General features: G+C 61.6%; 18 protein-coding genes and 1 tRNA gene. 7 read left to right on the plus strand and 12 right to left on the minus strand.

The genetic code is table 11. The features are described from left to right. The 4 genes from B4E36_RS09310 to B4E36_RS09325 form a co-directional block, all read right to left on the minus strand. Positions 1–235, minus strand: a 235-nt coding sequence (locus B4E36_RS09310; protein WP_292059961.1) for a tripartite tricarboxylate transporter permease, incomplete at its 3' end; no start/stop codon positions are given. A 3-nt stretch (positions 236–238) separates the two neighbouring features. Then, on the minus strand, positions 239–733 hold the full coding sequence (locus B4E36_RS09315; protein WP_292059959.1) for a tripartite tricarboxylate transporter TctB family protein: 495 nt from the start codon (positions 731–733) through the stop codon (positions 239–241). A 34-nt stretch (positions 734–767) separates the two neighbouring features. After that, complete coding sequence (locus B4E36_RS09320; protein ID WP_292059957.1) at positions 768–1754, minus strand: Bug family tripartite tricarboxylate transporter substrate binding protein; 987 nt, start codon at positions 1752–1754, stop codon at positions 768–770. A gap of 28 nt (positions 1755–1782) precedes the next feature. After that, complete coding sequence (locus tag B4E36_RS09325; RefSeq protein WP_292059955.1) at positions 1783–3375, minus strand: sulfatase; 1593 nt, start codon at positions 3373–3375, stop codon at positions 1783–1785. 97 nt (positions 3376–3472) lie between these two features. Here B4E36_RS09325 and B4E36_RS09330 point away from each other — a divergent pair, with 97 nt between their 5' ends. Continuing rightward, positions 3473–4393: a LysR family transcriptional regulator gene (locus tag B4E36_RS09330; RefSeq protein WP_292059953.1), complete on the plus strand. Its 921-nt coding sequence runs from the start codon at positions 3473–3475 to the stop codon at positions 4391–4393. Between the two features lie 331 nt (positions 4394–4724). Here the strand turns inward: B4E36_RS09330 and B4E36_RS09335 are convergent, their stop codons facing one another. Further along, positions 4725–4970 carry a helix-turn-helix transcriptional regulator gene (locus B4E36_RS09335; protein ID WP_292059963.1) on the minus strand — a complete coding sequence of 82 codons (246 nt, stop codon included), beginning with the start codon at positions 4968–4970 and terminating at the stop codon, positions 4725–4727. Positions 4971–5072: 102 nt separating this feature from the next. Between B4E36_RS09335 and B4E36_RS09340 the strand changes: the two genes are divergently transcribed. The 3 genes from B4E36_RS09340 (at position 5073) to B4E36_RS09350 (ending at position 7486) form a co-directional block, all read left to right on the plus strand. Next, positions 5073–6404, plus strand: a complete 1332-nt coding sequence (locus B4E36_RS09340) for a hypothetical protein (protein ID WP_292059952.1) — start codon at positions 5073–5075, stop codon at positions 6402–6404. Beyond that, positions 6293–6802: a hypothetical protein gene (locus B4E36_RS09345; protein ID WP_292059950.1), complete on the plus strand. Its 510-nt coding sequence runs from the start codon at positions 6293–6295 to the stop codon at positions 6800–6802. Before B4E36_RS09340 ends, B4E36_RS09345 begins: the two co-directional genes overlap by 112 nt. Before the next feature lie 66 nt (positions 6803–6868). Continuing rightward, on the plus strand, positions 6869–7486 hold the full coding sequence (locus B4E36_RS09350; RefSeq protein WP_292059949.1) for a hypothetical protein: 618 nt from the start codon (positions 6869–6871) through the stop codon (positions 7484–7486). A gap of 62 nt (positions 7487–7548) precedes the next feature. Here the strand turns inward: B4E36_RS09350 and B4E36_RS09355 are convergent, their stop codons facing one another. Beyond that, positions 7549–7707, minus strand: coding sequence for a ribbon-helix-helix protein, CopG family (locus B4E36_RS09355; RefSeq protein WP_144409676.1), 159 nt, complete (start codon positions 7705–7707; stop codon positions 7549–7551). Positions 7708–7826: 119 nt separating this feature from the next. Between B4E36_RS09355 and B4E36_RS09360 the strand changes: the two genes are divergently transcribed. The 3 genes from B4E36_RS09360 to B4E36_RS09370 all read left to right on the plus strand — a co-directional run bounded on the left by B4E36_RS09360 (position 7827) and on the right by B4E36_RS09370 (position 12226). Beyond that, positions 7827–8363, plus strand: a complete 537-nt coding sequence (locus B4E36_RS09360) for a hypothetical protein (protein WP_292052710.1) — start codon at positions 7827–7829, stop codon at positions 8361–8363. Positions 8364–8600: 237 nt separating this feature from the next. Further along, positions 8601–9653, plus strand: a complete 1053-nt coding sequence (locus B4E36_RS09365; RefSeq protein WP_292052712.1) for a GIY-YIG nuclease family protein — start codon at positions 8601–8603, stop codon at positions 9651–9653. A 314-nt stretch (positions 9654–9967) separates the two neighbouring features. After that, positions 9968–12226 (plus strand): AAA family ATPase, encoded by a 2259-nt coding sequence (locus tag B4E36_RS09370; RefSeq protein WP_292052713.1) that lies wholly within the window; start codon positions 9968–9970, stop codon positions 12224–12226. Positions 12227–12386: 160 nt separating this feature from the next. Here B4E36_RS09370 and B4E36_RS09375 read toward each other — a convergent pair. The 6 genes from B4E36_RS09375 to B4E36_RS09400 form a co-directional block, all read right to left on the minus strand. Next, positions 12387–12476: transfer RNA gene (locus tag B4E36_RS09375), tRNA-Ser, on the minus strand. A 110-nt stretch (positions 12477–12586) separates the two neighbouring features. Then, positions 12587–13480, minus strand: a complete 894-nt coding sequence (locus B4E36_RS09380) for a carbohydrate kinase family protein (protein ID WP_292052715.1) — start codon at positions 13478–13480, stop codon at positions 12587–12589. Continuing rightward, positions 13477–14526 carry an ABC transporter ATP-binding protein gene (locus B4E36_RS09385; RefSeq protein ID WP_292052717.1) on the minus strand — a complete coding sequence of 350 codons (1050 nt, stop codon included), beginning with the start codon at positions 14524–14526 and terminating at the stop codon, positions 13477–13479. Before B4E36_RS09385 ends, B4E36_RS09380 begins: the two co-directional genes overlap by 4 nt. Continuing rightward, on the minus strand, positions 14526–16040 hold the full coding sequence (gene argH, locus B4E36_RS09390; protein WP_292052719.1) for an argininosuccinate lyase: 1515 nt from the start codon (positions 16038–16040) through the stop codon (positions 14526–14528). Before argH ends, B4E36_RS09385 begins: the two co-directional genes overlap by 1 nt. Before the next feature lie 4 nt (positions 16041–16044). Beyond that, positions 16045–16902 carry a carbohydrate ABC transporter permease gene (locus tag B4E36_RS09395; RefSeq protein WP_292052720.1) on the minus strand — a complete coding sequence of 286 codons (858 nt, stop codon included), beginning with the start codon at positions 16900–16902 and terminating at the stop codon, positions 16045–16047. Then, a complete protein-coding gene (locus B4E36_RS09400) occupies positions 16899–17855 on the minus strand; it encodes a carbohydrate ABC transporter permease (RefSeq protein ID WP_292052722.1) in 957 nt (318 codons plus the stop codon). Before B4E36_RS09400 ends, B4E36_RS09395 begins: the two co-directional genes overlap by 4 nt. Between the last annotated feature and the right edge of the window lie 3 nt (positions 17856–17858).

Consider the following 17858-nt stretch of genomic DNA (forward strand, 5'->3'; position numbering starts at 1 on the left):
TCGCCGAGATCGAGCCGCCGCAGGAACCGCCAACGCCGATTGCGAGCAGAAAGCCCATGGCGGCCACCGGGGGCATGTCGACCGCGAAGGGCAGCATCAGCACGATGCCCATCAGCGGTCCCAAACCCGGCAGCGCACCGACGATGAGCCCGAAGATGACGCCGAGCGTCGTCAGTGTGAGGGTGAGCGGTGTGAGAAACTGGTCAAGGCCAGCGGCAAGCGATTGCGCGAGCATGGATCACCAAGCAATGTTCAGGTGCAGGAGGCCGCCCGGCAGCACGATCTTGAGCCAGGCTTCGAAGACATAGGAAAGCCCCAGCGAGATCAGCACCGCCGGAACCACGATCGCCAGCGGTCGCCTTATGCCGCAAAGCATCATCAGCGCCGCGAGCATGATCGGCGTGGCGATGTGATAGCCGGCAATGCCGAGGGCCCCGAGATAGGCCGCGAATATCAGGACAAGCGACGCGGGCCGGACAAGCTGGCCAAGCGGCACGCCGGTTTCGGCTTTCGCCTTGCGCGCCCGCAAGATCTGCAGCAGCGCCTGTATCGCCGTCAGCAGGGCAAGCACGGCGGCGATCGTCTTCGGATAGGCCGCCGCGTTGTCATAGGGCCCGCCGGAGGCGATACCCTGTTCGGCCATGCTGGTCGCGGCCTGCTGATACACAAGGCCGATGACGGCGAGGAAAAGCGCGACCGCGAGCCATTCGACATGTCTTTTACCGATGCTCATGGTCACTCTCTCCTCCCGGCCCGGCTTGTAGAGATCAGTATTTGGCAAGCTGTTCTTCTTCCCATTTGAGCGCATTGCCCATCGCCTCGAACTGGCCTGCCACCGGACCCACGATCTCATCGTACTGATCCCAGTCCCATTCCAGGGCGGCGAAGCCGAGCGCGTTGACCTTTTCCTGCACCTCGGGGCGTTCGATCGCGGCCTTCATCGCCTCGCGCAGGATTTCCAGGCGGTCGGGCGGGGTGTCCTTGCGCACCAGCCACCAGTTCCACCCCATGGGGCCAAGCCCGCTCAGGCCGAGATCGACATCGAGGTCGGCAATGGACGGCGCGCCGCCGAAGGCCGCGGCGCTGGCCGGCAGTTCCGACAGCACGAGCTGGATGGTGTAGTCGTCGCCATTCTGCTGGTAATCGCCCACATTGATGAAGCCGAAATCGAGAACGCCGTTCTTGAGGTCGGACATGGCGTCGCCATTGGCGGTATAGGGAATGTTCTGGGCCACGCAGTCATAGCTCTGCAGCACCTTGGCGATCACCATATGGGGCAGGTTGTTGCGCGATCCGGTGGTGTAGCGAAGCTCCGCCGGGTGATCGGCGCAATAGTTCATCATCGCCTCGAAATTGGCCCAGCGGTCATTGTCCACCGCCGTGCCGATCGCGAAGGCATTGGAGAAGGCTGCGTGAAGCGGTACGAAGTCGGCATAGGTCCAGTCGGCCTTGCCGAGCACCGGCTGCAGCACCAGCGGCGCGACATAGCCATCGAGGATGGTGTAGCCGTCGGCCGGCTTGTTCATCGCGATCTGGAAGGCCTTGGTACCGGCGGCCCCGGGCGTCGAAATCACCGGGATCGAGACGCCGAGCTCCTCCGACATCGCTTCCGCCAGGATCTGGCTGGCCGACATCGCGTTGCCCGGCCCCCAGGGGAAGATCAGTTCGACCGTGCGTTTGGGAAAGTCGTCCGCCTTGGCGGCAAGCGGCATGGCGGCGATTGCGGCCAGTGTGATTGCTATCGTTGTTTTCATTTGCTCCTCCTTTGATATTTTTCGCCGCTCAACCGAGGGCGTCAATGCTTTCCGCCGGCGTTTGATCGCGGGCCAGCCCGTAATGGGCGTAAAGCTCCTCCGGGGCGTCATGCGCCACGAAATGCTCGATGATGGCGGCATTCATGCGGGCTTCGATCTCCGGAGCTTCTAGCGGCGTCGTCTGCCCGGGATCGGCGGCGAGATCGTAGAGCACGTTTCCGCCCTGCCAGTTTGCCAGAATGTCCATGCCGGATTCGCCGAGCTTTCTGGAAAGCCTGACCCGCAGCAACGGCGCGTCCCTGGTGAAGTCGAAGGCGTCGACCAGTTCGGCGGTGGCAAGATCGCCGACCGAGAACATGTCTTCGAGATGGCTGGGCATCAGGGTGTAAAGCGGCAGCGCCGCCGGATCGTCGGTTTCGGGGAACCTGAAATAGGTGTACCGCCCGTCGGTCGCGCAGACCGGGCCGCCGAACATGCCGAGGATCGCTGTCTTCCGCCCCGACGGGCGTTCGTCCAGCAGCGGCAGCAGCGAGTGGGCGCGCGCTTCCACAGGTGTGGCCACGCCATGCAGGTCCAGGATCGTCGGCATCAGGTCGGTGGTCTGGGTCAGTTCCGCGATGCGCGCGCCGCCGCTCCCGGGGTGATCGGGATGCCAGATCATCAGCGGGATATGCGAGATCTCCTCGTAATAGGGCATCCGGTTCTTGGCCCACCACTCATGCTCGCCCAGAAGATAACCATGATCGGTGGTCAGGATCAGCGTGGTGTCCTTCCAGGCGTCATTGGCGTCCATCCAGTCGAGCAACCGGCCGAAATAATCGTCGCACATGGCCACCAGGGCGGCATAATTGGCCCGGATTTCGGCGATCTCCTCCGCGGAATTCGTGCACTTTTCATAGAGCGGCCAGTCCAGCACAGGGCCGTCATAGCCGGTCGCGAACATTGCCTTGAACCGTTCCGGCGCATCGAACGGCTCATGCGGATCGAAGCATTCGAGCTGCAGGAACCAGTCGTCGCTGTCCCGGTTGCGATCGAGGAAATCGAAGGCTTTGGCAAAGCACTTCGCGGTCGGATAGTCCGCCTCGTCCCACGGTTCGAGTTTGTTGATGGCATGGCGGGAGCGTTTCCACACATCCTTGGCCAAGGTGCCACGTGTGGCGGTGCGGCCTTCCGGCAGCGTTCCGGTCGGATAGTGGCGGGCGTCGAAGTTTTCGCGGATGCGCTCCACCGGCGGCACGGTGAACACCGTGGTCGGGTCATATTCCTGACCGCGGATGAAATCCCAACTGTCGAAGGCCTGGGCATAGCCCCAGCCGCCGTTTTCGAAATAATGCAGGTGATCCGAAACCAGATGGGTATAGACGCCGGCGGCGCTCAGCAATTGCGGAAAGGCGTTGTCGAACGGTTCGAGCGGGCCCCACGGGCGATGTGTGAAATTCAGGCGACCGGTCTGCATGTCGCGCCGCGCGGGCATGCAGGGCAGCGAACCGGCGTAGTGGGTGTCGAATGTGGCTGCGCGCGCTGCAAAGCGATCGAAGTTCGGCGTCGGGATCGCCTTGCCGCCATAAGCGCCGAGCGCCGTTCGATTCAGGGAATCGAAAAGTACAAAAATCGTCCGCAAAAAGTCCTCCCACATCTTGGAGGATGAACTTGTCGGATCGCAGGCTTTCTGTAAAATCGATTTTTACGGACCTAGCGATAGAAAAATGGAATAGCTCGTGGACAGAAACCTCACTGCCTTTCTTGCGATCGCGGCGGAAGCCAATCTGTCCGACGCAGCCGAAAAGATCGGCCTGACGCAACCCTCGCTGACCAAGCGTCTCGCAAATCTCGAGGAGGATCTCGGCGGCAAGCTGTTCGAGCGCCATCGCCGCGGGATGCGCCTGACTGCCGCCGGGCGTCACTTTCTGGCCCGCGCCGAGCGAATCGAACAGGAATACCGGCAGGCGCGCGAGGAAATCCGGGCACTCGCCGGCATCGGGCTTGAAACCCTGCGGGTCGGCGCGGGGCCGCTGTTTCACCTGCGCTATGCCGCGCCGCTGTTTGCCCGGCTGCGCAACAGGTACCCGTCCCTGACCTTCGAATTGGTTGCAGACCAGAATGCGGTGACGCTGCCGATGCTGCGCGATGGCCGTCTCGATGTCGTGCTTGGCGCGATCGAACCATCGGAGCCCGATGCCCTGGTCACCGCCATACCGGTGGCCGAGATCGAGCTTGCCGTGATCATGGCGGCCGATGATCCGATGGCGGCATTGCCGGTTCTCGGCCCGCGCGAGCTGGCCGGCTTTTCCTGGGTGGCCTATAGCGGCGCGACCGACAATGTGCCCCTGCTGCGGCGCTATTGCGCCGAGCAGCGGTTGAAGCCGCCACACATCATCGCCCACTCGACCTCGTTCGCCGCGGCGCTGGACCTGACGCGCGCCTTCCGCGCCAAACTGATGGCACCGCTCCAGCTTTCCGACCACGTGAAAACCGTGGGCCTCGTGATCCGCCCGACAAACCCGTCGATCAGCCGCCTCTCTACTGGCGCCTACGTGCGCCGCAGCTCGCTGGGCATCGCCGTCATCCGACAGTTGCTGGAAGATCTGAAGGCGGTGGCCGGCCTGGGCGGCAATGGTCGGACTACCGATCGCCGCTGAAGACGGGCCCGACATCTCCGACTGGGCCGGGCGAGGCTGTTGTTCCCTACTCCGTCTTTTCTCGTTCGGTTGGTATATAATCAGTACATAGTCGCCATCCTTGTCACCACTAACATGGTGGCGAGGGTATACGATACGAGCGGTTAATGCCAGCATGATCGACATAAACCGCACAGCCTGTCTTTTCACCATTATGATTGATAATCTTGCAATATCAAAGATCCATCCCGTAAGTTTACCCTTACGATACAGTGAAGTCACCACACTGCCGGCTTCCCGGATCCATGAAACAATATCTGACATCCGCCAGTGCATCGACGTTCAGAACCGCTTAAGGCGCCCGCTCCCCAGTCGACCCCCGAGATGAGACCGTCGGCTGCAAAAGTCTCCAGACCTCAGTATCCAGCACAGCAGCCAGTCGATCCGCCACATCTATGCTTACGGCGTAACGGCATCGTTCAAGGGCGCCGACATAGGTCCTGTCGATGCCCGCCCGATGCGCAAGCTCCTCTTGGGAGAGACCTTTGGCCTTACGGGCTGCTTTTAGATTTTGCGCGAAGATTTCCCGGATTTCCATGATCCGGATCATCGATGGGTTGATGAGTATATAGCCACGGAGTATACTCATCTTTATGTAATTTGATCCCATATAGCAGAGCATCCTGACATGACCCATTCCATGCGACTTCCATCCCTCATTATCGCTGGCATGCTGGCGTTTCTGTCTTTGCCGGCGCAGGCAGAAACCATCGAATTCCCCGAAGATGACTTCTGGCGGGCTCTGACGCAGTCGCTTGCCGGTGACGGGCCGGATTTCGAGGCGCTGGCGAAGCGGACGCCGGAATACAGGGCTGCGGATGAGTTCTCCCGGGATGCGGTGCTGGCCGAGCAGGTGGCGCGGCTTGAGGCGCGGCATTCGCGGGTCGGGCCCGAGACGGAGGTGCTGATCCGGGCGTCCGTCAGGCTTGGAGATTATGACGCGGCGCGCGGCGGATTTCCGGTAAGCCTGTTTGCACCGGGCACCTATCTGCGGGTCGGGGGCGGACTGCGGTTCTCCAACGGCAGCGACTACGCGATCCTGCCGGCAACGCCGGAAGAAGGACGCGCTATCAGGGAACGGGAGGCGTCATCTTCCCTGAACTCGGCGATCCTGCGCGCGAGCGACTTCCGTCGCGATCCGGGACATGCCAACGGGCTGCTCGCCACGCTCTACCAGTTCGACTATGTCGACGGCGATGGCGGCATTATTACCAGCATGGCCCATGCCCGGCAGACGCCGGCGCTCGATGACGCGGCGGTCGAGGCGCTGGTACAGAAAACCCAGGCAGACATTCTTGCCGCGGCATCCCTGCCGCCGATCGGATCGGACTGGAGTTCTGTCCGGGATGCATTGACGGCCGGCTACGGTTTCGCGGTGAGCGATAGCGGCGCCTACGATGATGGTCGGTTCCGCATGGTCGGTGGCCGGATTGAAGAAGATGATCTGGACGAGGCCGCGCAATTCCGGGTCGGCTTCGGCAATGATGGCGATATGGTCGCGGGGATTTTCGCCAATCAGGATTTCATGGCGCGGGCGCGTCTGCCTCTCGGCGAGATCGACACCAATCCGACAGGAAGGGGGCTTGACTGCGGCACACCGCATCTCGCCGATGCCTGCGGAGTTCTCATCTTCGACAGGATCGAGGGTGAATGGAAACTGACGCGGGCTGAAGGCGTTGTCGACCTGCCTGGGCAGATCATGTCGCCGCCATCGAGGCGATGCTCGGCGACAATGTCGATGCCTTTCTACGCTCGGATGTCGAGATTGCCTATCATCCGGAATGGCTGCGGGGCGATACGGGCGGGCAGCATTTCTCGTCCGGACACGCGGTCGCAGCACGCTATATTCTCGGCGAGGACATGGGAGGATCGCCGGAATATGTCCGCCCGACCGATCCCTGGCAGGGCGGCACCATCAACCATGAGATCACGCTTTATGCCGTCGATGGCGCCGAGGACCGTACGCCGCTGATCTTCACGCTTGCGCCGCGGGACTTGGCGATCCCGGCGCAGGCTTCCACCGATCTTGCCGGTCACCGCATCCTGCCCGGCGACATGGCTGGTCTGACGGCCTACGAGATCTTTGAGGATGACCGGTTCCTCCCGGCAATCAAGGCTGTCATCGGCAATGCCGATATCGAAGCGCTGCAGCGAGCATCGGCAGTCAGCGCCGGCGGTTTCGAAGAGAAGGACGGCTGGTATGTCCATGGCGGATGCCGGGCGCATGTCTGCAGCAACGAATTCACATCCGTCGCGGTGCAGGCATCCGACGGATCGGTGGTGATCGTTCATTCGGTGGATGGCACGCCGCATGTCTATGGCGCCGATGCCGACAGCCTGCCGCCGGTCTTTGCCCGACACGGGCTTTGACCTCTCACTTCATTCCGGTTTGCCATACCCGGTCGGCCCGCTGCCGGCATCTGCAAGGAGTCTCTCATGACAAACGCGGCAACGTTCGATCGCGGCTTCCAGATCGAGGAGCAAGGCGATGGCCTTCTCATCACCGGCAAGGGCGCCGGGCTGTCGATCGGGAGAATGATCCTGATATTCGTCCCGCTGTTGTTCCTGGCAATGCCCACCGCCTTCTATCTGGTGAACGGCCCGCTCGGCCTCCTGCCGGAGAGCGCCGGCTATCCGTTGGGTGTGCTCATCAACGTTGCGGCATTGTGGGGGATCAACAGACTGAAAAGTCCGCGATTTGCATTCCGGCTGCTGCCATCCGGATTGCAGCGGGAGGGCAAACTCTATCCCTACCAGGAGATCGGCGAGATCTTCATCGACAATCCGCACATGAAGGGGCAGACATTCGCATCGGGCGGCATTGTGCCGGGCTTCGTCGTGGCGGGCAGCGGGCCTGCCGGCATGACCGCCGCACTGTCGATGGTGACGGCCGCCGACACAACCTCCCGGATCATCGGGCTTGGCGCGCGCATGGGGGCTTCGATCAACTACCGGATCAACATGCGACACGGAAACCGGATCGTCCGGCTGGCGACGTCGCTCGACGAGAATACCGCCCTGTCGTTGTTCGGGTTTCTGACGCAGGATGCATGAGCATCATCCTGTTCGTACACCCCGAACGACATATCGAAGCCGCTAAATGTGGTCGCGGGACGTTACCGGCCCCTGTCAAAATAGTCCTGTAATATCCGACGAACCATCTCCGGTCTGGTCGGTATGTCCTCTTCCTCGCGACGCCGGTCGTCAATCGCCTTCAGCAGTTCCTGAGAGACGCGGAGCGTCAGCGGAATATTGTCTTTTCTGGGTGGAGCCATCACTTTTTCACCTTTTGATGTTGACATCAGAGTCGCGTAATGGCATAAAAAACGAGCGCTGGCAAGGGTTGCACCCCTCGACCAACGCTCTGACCACTCAAACCTGGCTAGAGGTTATCATGGCTATTCACGCTCCTATCACGCCGCATCCGGCGGATGAAGACTTATACTCTCCATCGACACTCACCAGCTCTCCGATTTCACTGCTTTTTGCGGCCATGCTGTTGCGTCTTGAGGTTTTCATTGAAACCGAGCACGAGATCGACGGTGTCGCCCAAGTCTTTGATCCCGCCTGTGCCGCCTGGCTGCATGACGCGGAAAACGCACTGGACCGGCTGACCGATACGGTTGCCGCCCTGCAGCTTCTGCCGAAGTGCTGCGAGGGCGATGGCGTGTTGCTGCATTTCACGGGGATCCTGTCTGGGCTCATCAGTGCGCAAACCGCGAACGAAGCGGCAATTGCGCGCGTCAAGGCGGTCTGCCTGCCCGACCTGCTGCAGTTTACCGCAAAGACATTCGAGGGACACCGGGCATTCCGGCTCGTGCAGCAAGGCACGTGCCTGGTCGAGGCATTGCAGACACTGGAGCTGTTCCGGGAAGTCCATGATGCCGGAAACGAGCCTTCCCTGAATACGGAACCAACGTTTTCCGGATAGCCGCGCTTCGGAGTCGGCACAGGCCTGTAGTTTTCCCAGATCGTGACACCGCTTTCCTTTGCGGCACGCATTCCGGCTTCCGCCATACATGCCGGGCCTGTCCCGTCGCACCCTTCCGGCCACCATCATTGCCGGTTGGAAGTGATGACCGCGACTATTCCATCAAGAGATCAGCATCGCACCAGGTCGGCCCGGTGCGCGCGCTCCCCTTTCATCCTGCGTTCAGGAGGAACAATCATGTCAAAAAGACAAGGTCGCCAGTCATCTGGCAAACGCAATTCATCGTCCAGCCAATCCCGGCGTCGCCTGCACATCCCGCATCGATCACGGCATGTGCCGGAAAGCGAGTGGCGGCGCACCTATCCCGGTCCGGTTCCGCCGCAATGGCAGGAAATCGCCGAAGCCAAAGGTTTTTCAATTGTCGGCCGCGTCCGTGATCGTAGCCACGTTGTGCTTCGATGCCGAGAATGCGGCGCTGATACGGTCCAGAAAGCTTATGTGCTGCGCACAGCCCTGCCCATTTGCGGCGGTTGCCTTGAGACCCGCCGTTTGCAGGATGCCGCCAAATGCGGTTTCACACTGCTCGAGCGCGACGAGATGCACCACAAATATGGACATTACCGACTTCCATGCGGCCATGCCGCGCGCTTGCAATTCGGCCGTGTCGAGCGACTTGCGCGCGAGGGAAAGGCCGCCGGCAGAGCGGGCTTTCACTGCCCGACCTGCTACGCAGCCAGACTGAGTTCGGATGCTGCCGCTCGGGGATGGACACTGCTCGGCCCCGATCCGGAAGCAAACCCGAACTACCGCTCATATAGACATGATGGCTGCGGTCACACCCAGAGGATCGCGATCGCCAACATCATCACCGGTCGCGTCGGATGCGAGCAATGCGGCACATGCTGGTCCGCAGCACCGAGCGAGATCTATGTTCTCGCGTTTGAAGTGCCACACAAGGGCAGCTTCATCAAGCTTGGCTATTCGCGCGATCCGGAAAGCCGCTTGCGCTATCAGTTGGGCATTCCGGGTTCCGTTGAGGCCAGTGTCCTGTATCGGTTTCCCATGCCGACCGGCCATATCGCCCAGAAAACGGAAAAGGCCCTGCACGCCAAACTGAAGCAGCGCTTTCCGGATTCGGTCATCCCCTGTAACGAACTCGCAGACTGGATCAACGTCAAAACGGAAATCTATCGGGCAGATATACTCCCGCATGTGCTGACACATCTCAAAGCGGCAACCGCAAACCAGCAAACTTCGCCACGGTCAGGAAAGCCGAGATCTTCCGGATAGACATGCCATTCTGGAACAGTTTTCCAGGAATGGTTTCAAAACGCCCGTATTCCGGTTCCACTAACCGGATACGGGGCACTTTCTGGAATATCATTCCAGAACAGCATTGTGTTGGGTCGCCGTCACCCGTCGTTCCGGATGCCGCCTGGCGTTTCGGAACGAGGCCGTTCCGGGACCCGATGCTGAACATCCGGAATGAGAACTGGCAAGCGCCGAGGTGACCGCAGTCCCGCTCCGAATGGACTGCCGGACAGCGCATCGCTGTCCTCAGCTTTCATCTTGCTTCGGTCCAATCATCACAAGGAGGATCCGCCATGACGGATCAAGCACCACGCCCCACATGGGCCGCATATGGCGAAGAGCTGGTCCGCCGGCTCCGCCGAAACCCGCAGCTGGATCGCTACCCTGGCCGCTCGGTCAACAAATGGAACAGCGTTGGCCCGCATAGAACACAAGAGCATGCGCAGCCAGGTTTGCTCGATTTTCTCAACAAGCGCGCCCCGTCCTATGTGGACGAGGAAAGCGACGAAAGCGACTTCACCGGTTACCCTGATTTCGAAGGTGATGCGCTTGATATTTCCATGTCTGAGGAGGACAGACCATCACCAATGCAGCCGATTCCGCACCCGACGCTCTCGTTGGCACTGAAACTTGCAGCCACTTTTGGCAGCGAGGATGCGTTCATCGCCTGCTTTGGCGCGCCGGGTTCTGTCGTCGTGTTAGGGAATATCGAGCCGCAGGAAGTGGCCCTCGCGCAGGATCTCCTGACACTGATCGTCATGCCACCCGGATGGATTGTGGCCTCCGAGGCGAGGATACTCAAAGGCGAGCCGAACGCGCTTTGCCTGCTTGCTCCCGAGATCACCAATGGACGGGTTGCTGAACGTGTACTCAACATTTTCGGATCCGACATCCGCACGGCTTTATCGCTTCCTGATCGTCTGTTTGTCCTGCTTCCCAGCGGATGCGAGTTCCCGCCTGATCTGAAACAAGCCCTGCCTGCGCCAGTGCCGATCGCGTCACTCAGCCGGGCGAACTTTGGCGAACATCTGCGTTACAGCCACGGGCTTAGCGACGGCAAAAACCTAGTCTTGCTCGAGCAACTGCCGGATGAAAAGGCGCTCACGGAACTGCCTGGCTCGGTCCTGTCCGCTGCACTGCGTGCGCCAACGGCGCGCGGGGTCGTGGACCGGCTGTCATCGGCAACGGAGAAATCATCGAAGAGGCAAAAACCGGACGGTCCTCGGCTGGAGGATATGGACGGCAACAGTCCAGCCCTGCAGGCGGCACGGCAGTTGGTCGCCGACCTCGCCGCATGGAAGGAGGGCACGTGCGAATGGTCGGAACTGACGCGATCCCTGATTCTCCACGGTCCTCCGGGAACCGGAAAATCGTGGCTGGCCCGCGCCATGGGGGCGAGCGCAAGTGTTGACTTCGTGCAAGCAAGCTTTGCCGAGTGGCAGAGCGCCGGGCATCTCGGTGATATGCTGGCGGCCATGCGCAGGTCGTTCGCGGCGGCGATTGCAAAGAAACCCTCGATTTTGTTCATCGATGAGGTCGACGCCGCCGGCAGCCGCTACGACACGGATAATCATAACAGTTCATACAGGCGGCAGGTCATCAACGCCGTTCTTGAGCAGATCGATCTGCTGATGCGAGAGGAGGGTGTTCTCCTGATCGGCGCCTGCAATGACATCGCCGGCCTTGATCCCGCCATCCTGCGTCCCGGACGTTTCGACCGCAAGGTTCAGGTCCCGCTGCCTGGAAAGGTGGAGATTGCGGGCATTCTGAGAGCCCTGCTTCCGGCGGAATTCTCACTGTCAGATATCGATGACCTGGCGCGAGCCGCAATCGGCATGACCGCTGCCGATGTGGATGCCGCCGTCAGACAGGCAAAGTCGATCGCACGCAGCCAGAACAGGATGCCTGGGCTCCACGACCTCCGCACGCTCATCGGCTATTCCCACTCCGAGGCCGATCAGGCGCTCGATTGGCGCATCGCATTGCACGAATGCGGTCATGCCATCGTCGCCACCGCGCTCGCGCTCGGCCCGGTCACGCGCATCATGCTGGAACCGCTGGGCGGCGAAACCGTGACGCAGAACCGTCGCAATCGATCCCTGCTGCGTGATGTCCACGCCGAGATCGCGTGCCTGATGGCCGGACGGGCGGCGGAGCGTCTCGTCCTCGGCGAAATTTCGGCAGGTGCAGGTGGTAGCCGGCAGTCGGATCTTGCCCGAGCCACGAACATGGCCCTGCAGATCGACCATCAACTGGGGCTTGGCGCCTATGGTCCTGTATATCGAGGTGATGCGGACGGACTTGCACTTCATGACCCCGCCCAGAGACAGCGTGTCCAGCAGCGTCTCCTGAACGCGGAGACGCTGGCCACCAGAATCCTCCAGCGCCATCAACCCGAGCTGGAAATAATGGCCAAAGCGCTGATGGAGGACCGCGAACTGGTCGGTAAACGTCTGGAGGAAATGCTCGAGAGCATCACACCGGATACCGGCATCCTGGAAGTCAGTACGAGAGAAACGGCTAATGACAAGGAAACGAACCAGCCGCAATAGCGAACGCCGGCTTCATCGGCTACGGTAGGAAAGGCAGAGTCGGAAAACCAGAACGAGAAAGCGCAGCCTCGACTTTCGTGCCAGAATGTACCTTGAAATGTACCTCAACCAATCCTGGAAAGAAAACCATGAATAAAATCATGATCTTGGGACGAGGTAATGGCGGAGAGGAAGGGATTCGAACCCTCGATACCATCTCTGGTATACTCCCTTAGCAGGGGAGCGCCTTCGACCACTCGGCCACCTCTCCGGTCCGGCCCTGATAGGCGTTTTTCGCACGTCGATCAAGACGCTCGTCGGTTTTCCGCTGAAAAAAGCAGGCGCTGCCTCCGGGGTGCGGAAAGTGGGCGGTCAAGGGGCTCAGACCTTTCCCCGCACGGCGCCGCCGGCGACCTGGACGGCGCGGCTGCCGGCGCGGATCGCGGCGGCTAGGGCTGCGGGCAGATCCGCCCCGGAAAGCCAGCCGTCGACGAAGCCGGCATTGAAGGCATCGCCCGCGCCGGTGGTGTCGATGACCGGGACGGCTTCTGCCGGGTGATGCAGGACGCGATCGGCGGAAGCGGCATAGCCGCCCCCTTCCCCGGCCTTGATGCCGACGCAGGGGAAACGCGCCTTCAGAACGTCCAGCATGGCGGTCGGGTCGCGCTTGCCGGTGATCGCGCGGGCCTCCTCGAGGTTCGGCAGAAAAACGTCCACGTCCCTGCAGTTTTCCAGCAATGACGGATCGCCGATCAGCGCGTCATCCCAGCTCGGATCGAGCGAGACCGTGAGGCCGGCGGCTTTGGCGCGGGTGACGAGATCCGGCATTTCGGCTAGCGTTGCATATTCGGCGATATGCAGATGGCGGGCCCGCGGCCACGATAGAGTTGCATCAAGCGTGGATGGCTCCGCCGCCCCTGCCCTTCGCGTCAGGAAGGCGCGTTCCGAACCGATGACCGAGGCGACGGTAAGCTGTGGTCCGGCATCGTCGGCGCGTTCCAGAAAGGAAAGATCGATGCCGCTGTCGCGAAGCTGGGGGGCGATCGCCATCGACATCGCATCATTGCCGAGACGACCGACGAGCGCGGCATGGCGGCCGATATCCACGAAATGCGCGGCCGAGATGAAGGCCCCGCCGCCGGCGGCAATCGTCAGATCGTCGGCGAACACCTCGCGCCCCAGCACCGGCATGCGCGAAAGCCCGGTAAAGATCAGGTCGCAGTAAATCCGGCCGACGCAGAGGACGGCCGACCTTTCATCATGTCCGGATGTCATCTGCGGCCCAGGCTCTTTTCGGTCTTGGCGTCGAACAGATAGAGTTTTCCGGGCATGACCGCGCATGTGACCGCCGCGCCGACCTTCGGCGATACCGTGCCCGGCGAGGTGGCGATCACGCTCTCGCCGCCGACAACGAGATGCACCATGGTTTCCGGCCCGAGCGGCTCGACCGCCTCGACCTTGCCTTCCAGCGTCAGGATCGCGTCGAGCGGCGCTTCGCCATCAACGACGGCGACGAGATCATGCGGGCGGATGCCGACAAGCACGTCGCGGCCTGCGGCGATGGTCTGACCGGGCGCGCCGAGATTGCCCGCCTTCAGCATGTTCATCGACGGCGAGCCGATGAAACGGGCGGTGAAGACGTCGGCGGGATGCTCGTAAAGCTCCACCGGTGTCCCGGTCTGCAGAATATTGCCGTCCTTCATCACGACAATGCGGTCGGCCATGGTCATGGCCTCGATCTGGTCGTGGGTGACGTAGACGGTGGTGGTCTTCAGTTCCTGGTGCAGCTTCTTGATCTCGATGCGCATCTGGGCGCGAAGCTGGGCATCGAGGTTCGACAGCGGCTCGTCGAACAGAAAGGCGGACGGATTGCGCACCATCGCCCGGCCAATCGCGACCCGCTGGCGCTGACCGCCGGAAAGCGCCGCCGGGCGGCGTTCGAGATAATCGGTGAGGCCGAGAATGCGGGCCGTGTCATCGATCCGGGCGTTTTTCTCTTCCTTGGAAAGCTTGGCGGTATAGAGGCCGAAGCCGATGTTCTGGCGCACGGTCAGATGCGGATAGATCGCGTAGTTCTGGAACACCATCGCGATGTTGCGGGCTTTTGGCGCGCGCTCGTTGACCACGTCGCCGCCGATCCGGAGCGTGCCGCCGGAGATTTCCTCCAGCCCCGCGATCATGCGGAGGGTCGTCGATTTGCCGCAGCCGGATGGACCGACGAAAACGACGAACTCGCCATCATCGATCTCGAGATCTATGCCGTGAACCGCTTCGACCTTGTCGTAGCGCTTCACCAGTTTTTGCAGTGCGATTGAAGCCATTATGCTTTTCCCCTCAACCGTTCGAAGCGGGCAGCGAGCTCCGCGCTTGCCGCGGCCAGGCGGGCGGCCTGGTCATCGGCCTGTTGCTGATAGTTCCCGAGCGTATGGCGGTAGCCGGCGATGGCGTTGCCGAGCGGTTCTTCCGCCGGCCCGCCGTAACGGGCGCGCACGCTGACAAAATATTCGGGCGAGACGATCTCGCGGAAGGCGGCCTCATCCAGCGCGGTCTCGCGTCCGGCATGGGCGGCGAAGGCCTTGTGGAACGGGGCATAGCCATCGCTTGCGAGCGCGCCAGAGGCGGCAACGACGGCACGGGCGACATCGGCGGCGATCTCGTGCGCCTGGCGGAAGGAGAGCTGCTCACGCCGCACCAGCGAATCTGCAAGTTCGGTGATGGTGATGCAGGAGCGGTCGAGATTGGCCGCCACCCGCTCGCCATTGACCTTCACGGCGGATATCAGGCTCGCCATCAGGTCGAGCACGCGGAAGCCGGTCTCGAACGCCTGATAGCCCATCGCCTGGGTCTCGCCCTCGCTGTCGTTCATGTCGGTGAACGGCGTATTGTGCATCACCGTCAGCACGGTCTGGGCGCGGCCGACGGTCTGGCTTGCGAGATGGCGCATATGCTCGATCGGCACCGGGTTGCGCTTCTGCGGCATGATCGAGGAAATCTGCACCAGCGCATTCGGCACGTAGAGCTGGCCGACCTCGAAGCTGGTCCAGAACTGGAAATCCTGGATCAGACGGCCGAGATGGAGGAACATCAGCTCAAGTGCGGCATAGGTGCCGGTGATGTAGTCGACGGCGGCAATGCAGCTATAGGAATTCTGGAGCGGCGCTTCGAAGCCCAGAAGCTCCGCCATCATGTGCCGGTCGATCGGGAAGCCCGACGTGGTGATCGCGGCAGCGCCCATGGGCGACAGGTCGACGGTCCTGCGGGCTTCGAACAGGCGTTCGATGTCGCGGGCAAGCACCTCGATCGCAGCGCCCAGATAATGACCGAACGTGGTCGGCTGGGCGGGCTGGCCGTGGGTATAGGCGACGATCAGCGTCGCCTTCTCGCGCTCCGCTGTATCGATCATCGCCGAGAGCAGGCCGAGCGCCTTGCCGAGCGCGGCATCGATATAGTGCCGGAGGCCGAGCTTGAACAGCGTGTGGTCGATGTCGTTGCGCGAACGGGCGGTGTGGAGGCGCCCGCCGAGATCGGGGCCAAGACGGGCCTTCAATTCCTTCTCGATCAGAAAGAAGAAGTCCTCGACCTCGCCGGTATATTCGAGCGTAGCTGGATCGACCTCGGCATCGATGGCGACGAGCGCATCGGCGATCTTCGATGCCTGTTCGGCGGTGAGAATGCCGGTCTCGGCAAGCATCACCAGATGGGCGCGGTCGATGGCGCGGAAGCCATCGACGAAATGGGTTTTAGCGCCGTCGAACAACGGTTTGAGCACGGTTTCCTTGTAAACCGGATCAGGAAAGCGGCTGGTATCGCCTGCGGCGGGATTGGTGTGTTTCATTGGCTTATCCCTTGACGCCGGCGAGCATGACCCCGCGCACGATATAGCGCTGGAAGATCAGGAACACGACGAGCGTTGGTATCGTGGCAAGAGCGGCACCGGTCATGATCATCTCCCACTCGATCTGGGCCTCGACGGCGAAGGAGGAGAGGCCGACCGGCAGCGTGTAGAGCTCGCTCGATGTGGTGACGATCAGCGGCCAGAAGAAGGCCGTCCAGTTGCCGAGAAAGGTGAAGATCGCAAGCGCCGAAAGCGCGGGCGCGACCAGAGGCATGGCGATCTTCCACCAGATAACGAACTCGTTCATGCCGTCGATCCGCGCGGCCTCCATGAAATCGTCCGGCACGCCCTCGAAGAACTGGCGCATCAGGAAGGTGCCGAACCCGGTCATCATGCCCGGAAACATGATGCCCCAATAGCTGTCGAGCCAGCCGAAATTGGCCGACATCAGATACCACGGGATCACCAGCATTTCCGTCGGGATCATCAGGGTCGAGAGGATCGCCAGGAAGATGAAGCGGCGGCCGCGGAACCGGAATTTTGCCAGCGTGTAGCCGACGAGGCTGTCGAAGAACACGTTCGAGCAGGTGACGATGGTGGCGATCAGCAGCGAGTTGAAGAACCAGCGGGCGAAGCCGGAAGAGGTCAGCACCTCGATGTAGTTCGCCAGCGTCGGGTCCTGCGGGATCAGCCGGAGGTCGTAGACCTGGCTCGACGGCTTCAGCGAGGTCGCGAACATGAACAGGATCGGCGTGATCATCACGATGCCGCCGATCAGGAGCAGCGTCCACATCAGCACATAGCCGGGGCGCACCTTCGGACGGAAGCGGGACACTGCGTTTTCGCCGGCAATATCGGTCATTTCTTGTCCCTCAATATCCAGAGCTGCAGGAGCGAGATCACCAGCAGGATGAGAAAGAGAACCACGGTCTGCGCGGCGGCATAGCCCATCTGGTAGGATGAGAAGGCCGACTGGTAGATCATCAGCACCAGCGGCTTGGTGGAGCCGAGCGGGCCGCCGGGATCGTTCGTGGTCATGTTGTAGACCTGATCGAAGATCCTGAGAAACCCGATCGAGGACAGGACGACAAGGAACACGGTGGTGGGCTTCAAGAGCGGCAGCGTGATCTTGCGCAGGATCGCCCATTCGCCGAGACCGTCAATCCGCGCGGCTTCATAGAAGGTCGTGGGAATGGCGCGCAGCCCCGCCATGAAGATGATGACCTGGAAGCCGAGACCAGCCCAGATCGCCGTCACCATGATCGATGGCAGCGCCTGCGTGGTGGAGCGCAGGAAGGGCTGCTGCTGAAGCCCGAATTGCGCCAGAAGGTCGTTGATGACGCCGATGGGAGCCGGCTGGTAGAACCAGCGCCAGACCCAGGCCATGGCCGCCGCCGTCGTCAGGAACGGCAGGAAATAGAGCGCACGGATGAAACCGTGGCCGAAGCGCACCCGGTCGAGGAAGAAAGCAATGGTGAAAGACAGCACCAGCGAGATCGGCGTGCCGAAGATCAGATAGGCGAAGGTATTCTTGAACACCTGCCAGAACGCCGGATCGGCGAACATCTTCCGGTAGTTTTCAAGACCGATGAATTTCGGCGGCTTCATCAGGTTCCAGTCCGTCAGCGACAGCCGGAAGGCGTCGAGGGTCGGATAGAAGCGGATGACGCTGTAAAACAGCACCGGCAGCGCCAGAAAGGTCCAGACCCAGATGAGCCGCTTGGTGTGCATTGAAAAACGGTCGGAAAAGCCGCCGCCTTCGGGGCGCTCATGGGGGCGGCTCGTGGCCGCCCCTGTTTCAGACTGAACGGGCATTTG

It is taken from the genome of Martelella sp. UBA3392, assembly GCF_002358775.1.
Lineage (GTDB): Bacteria > Pseudomonadota > Alphaproteobacteria > Rhizobiales > Rhizobiaceae > Martelella > Martelella mediterranea.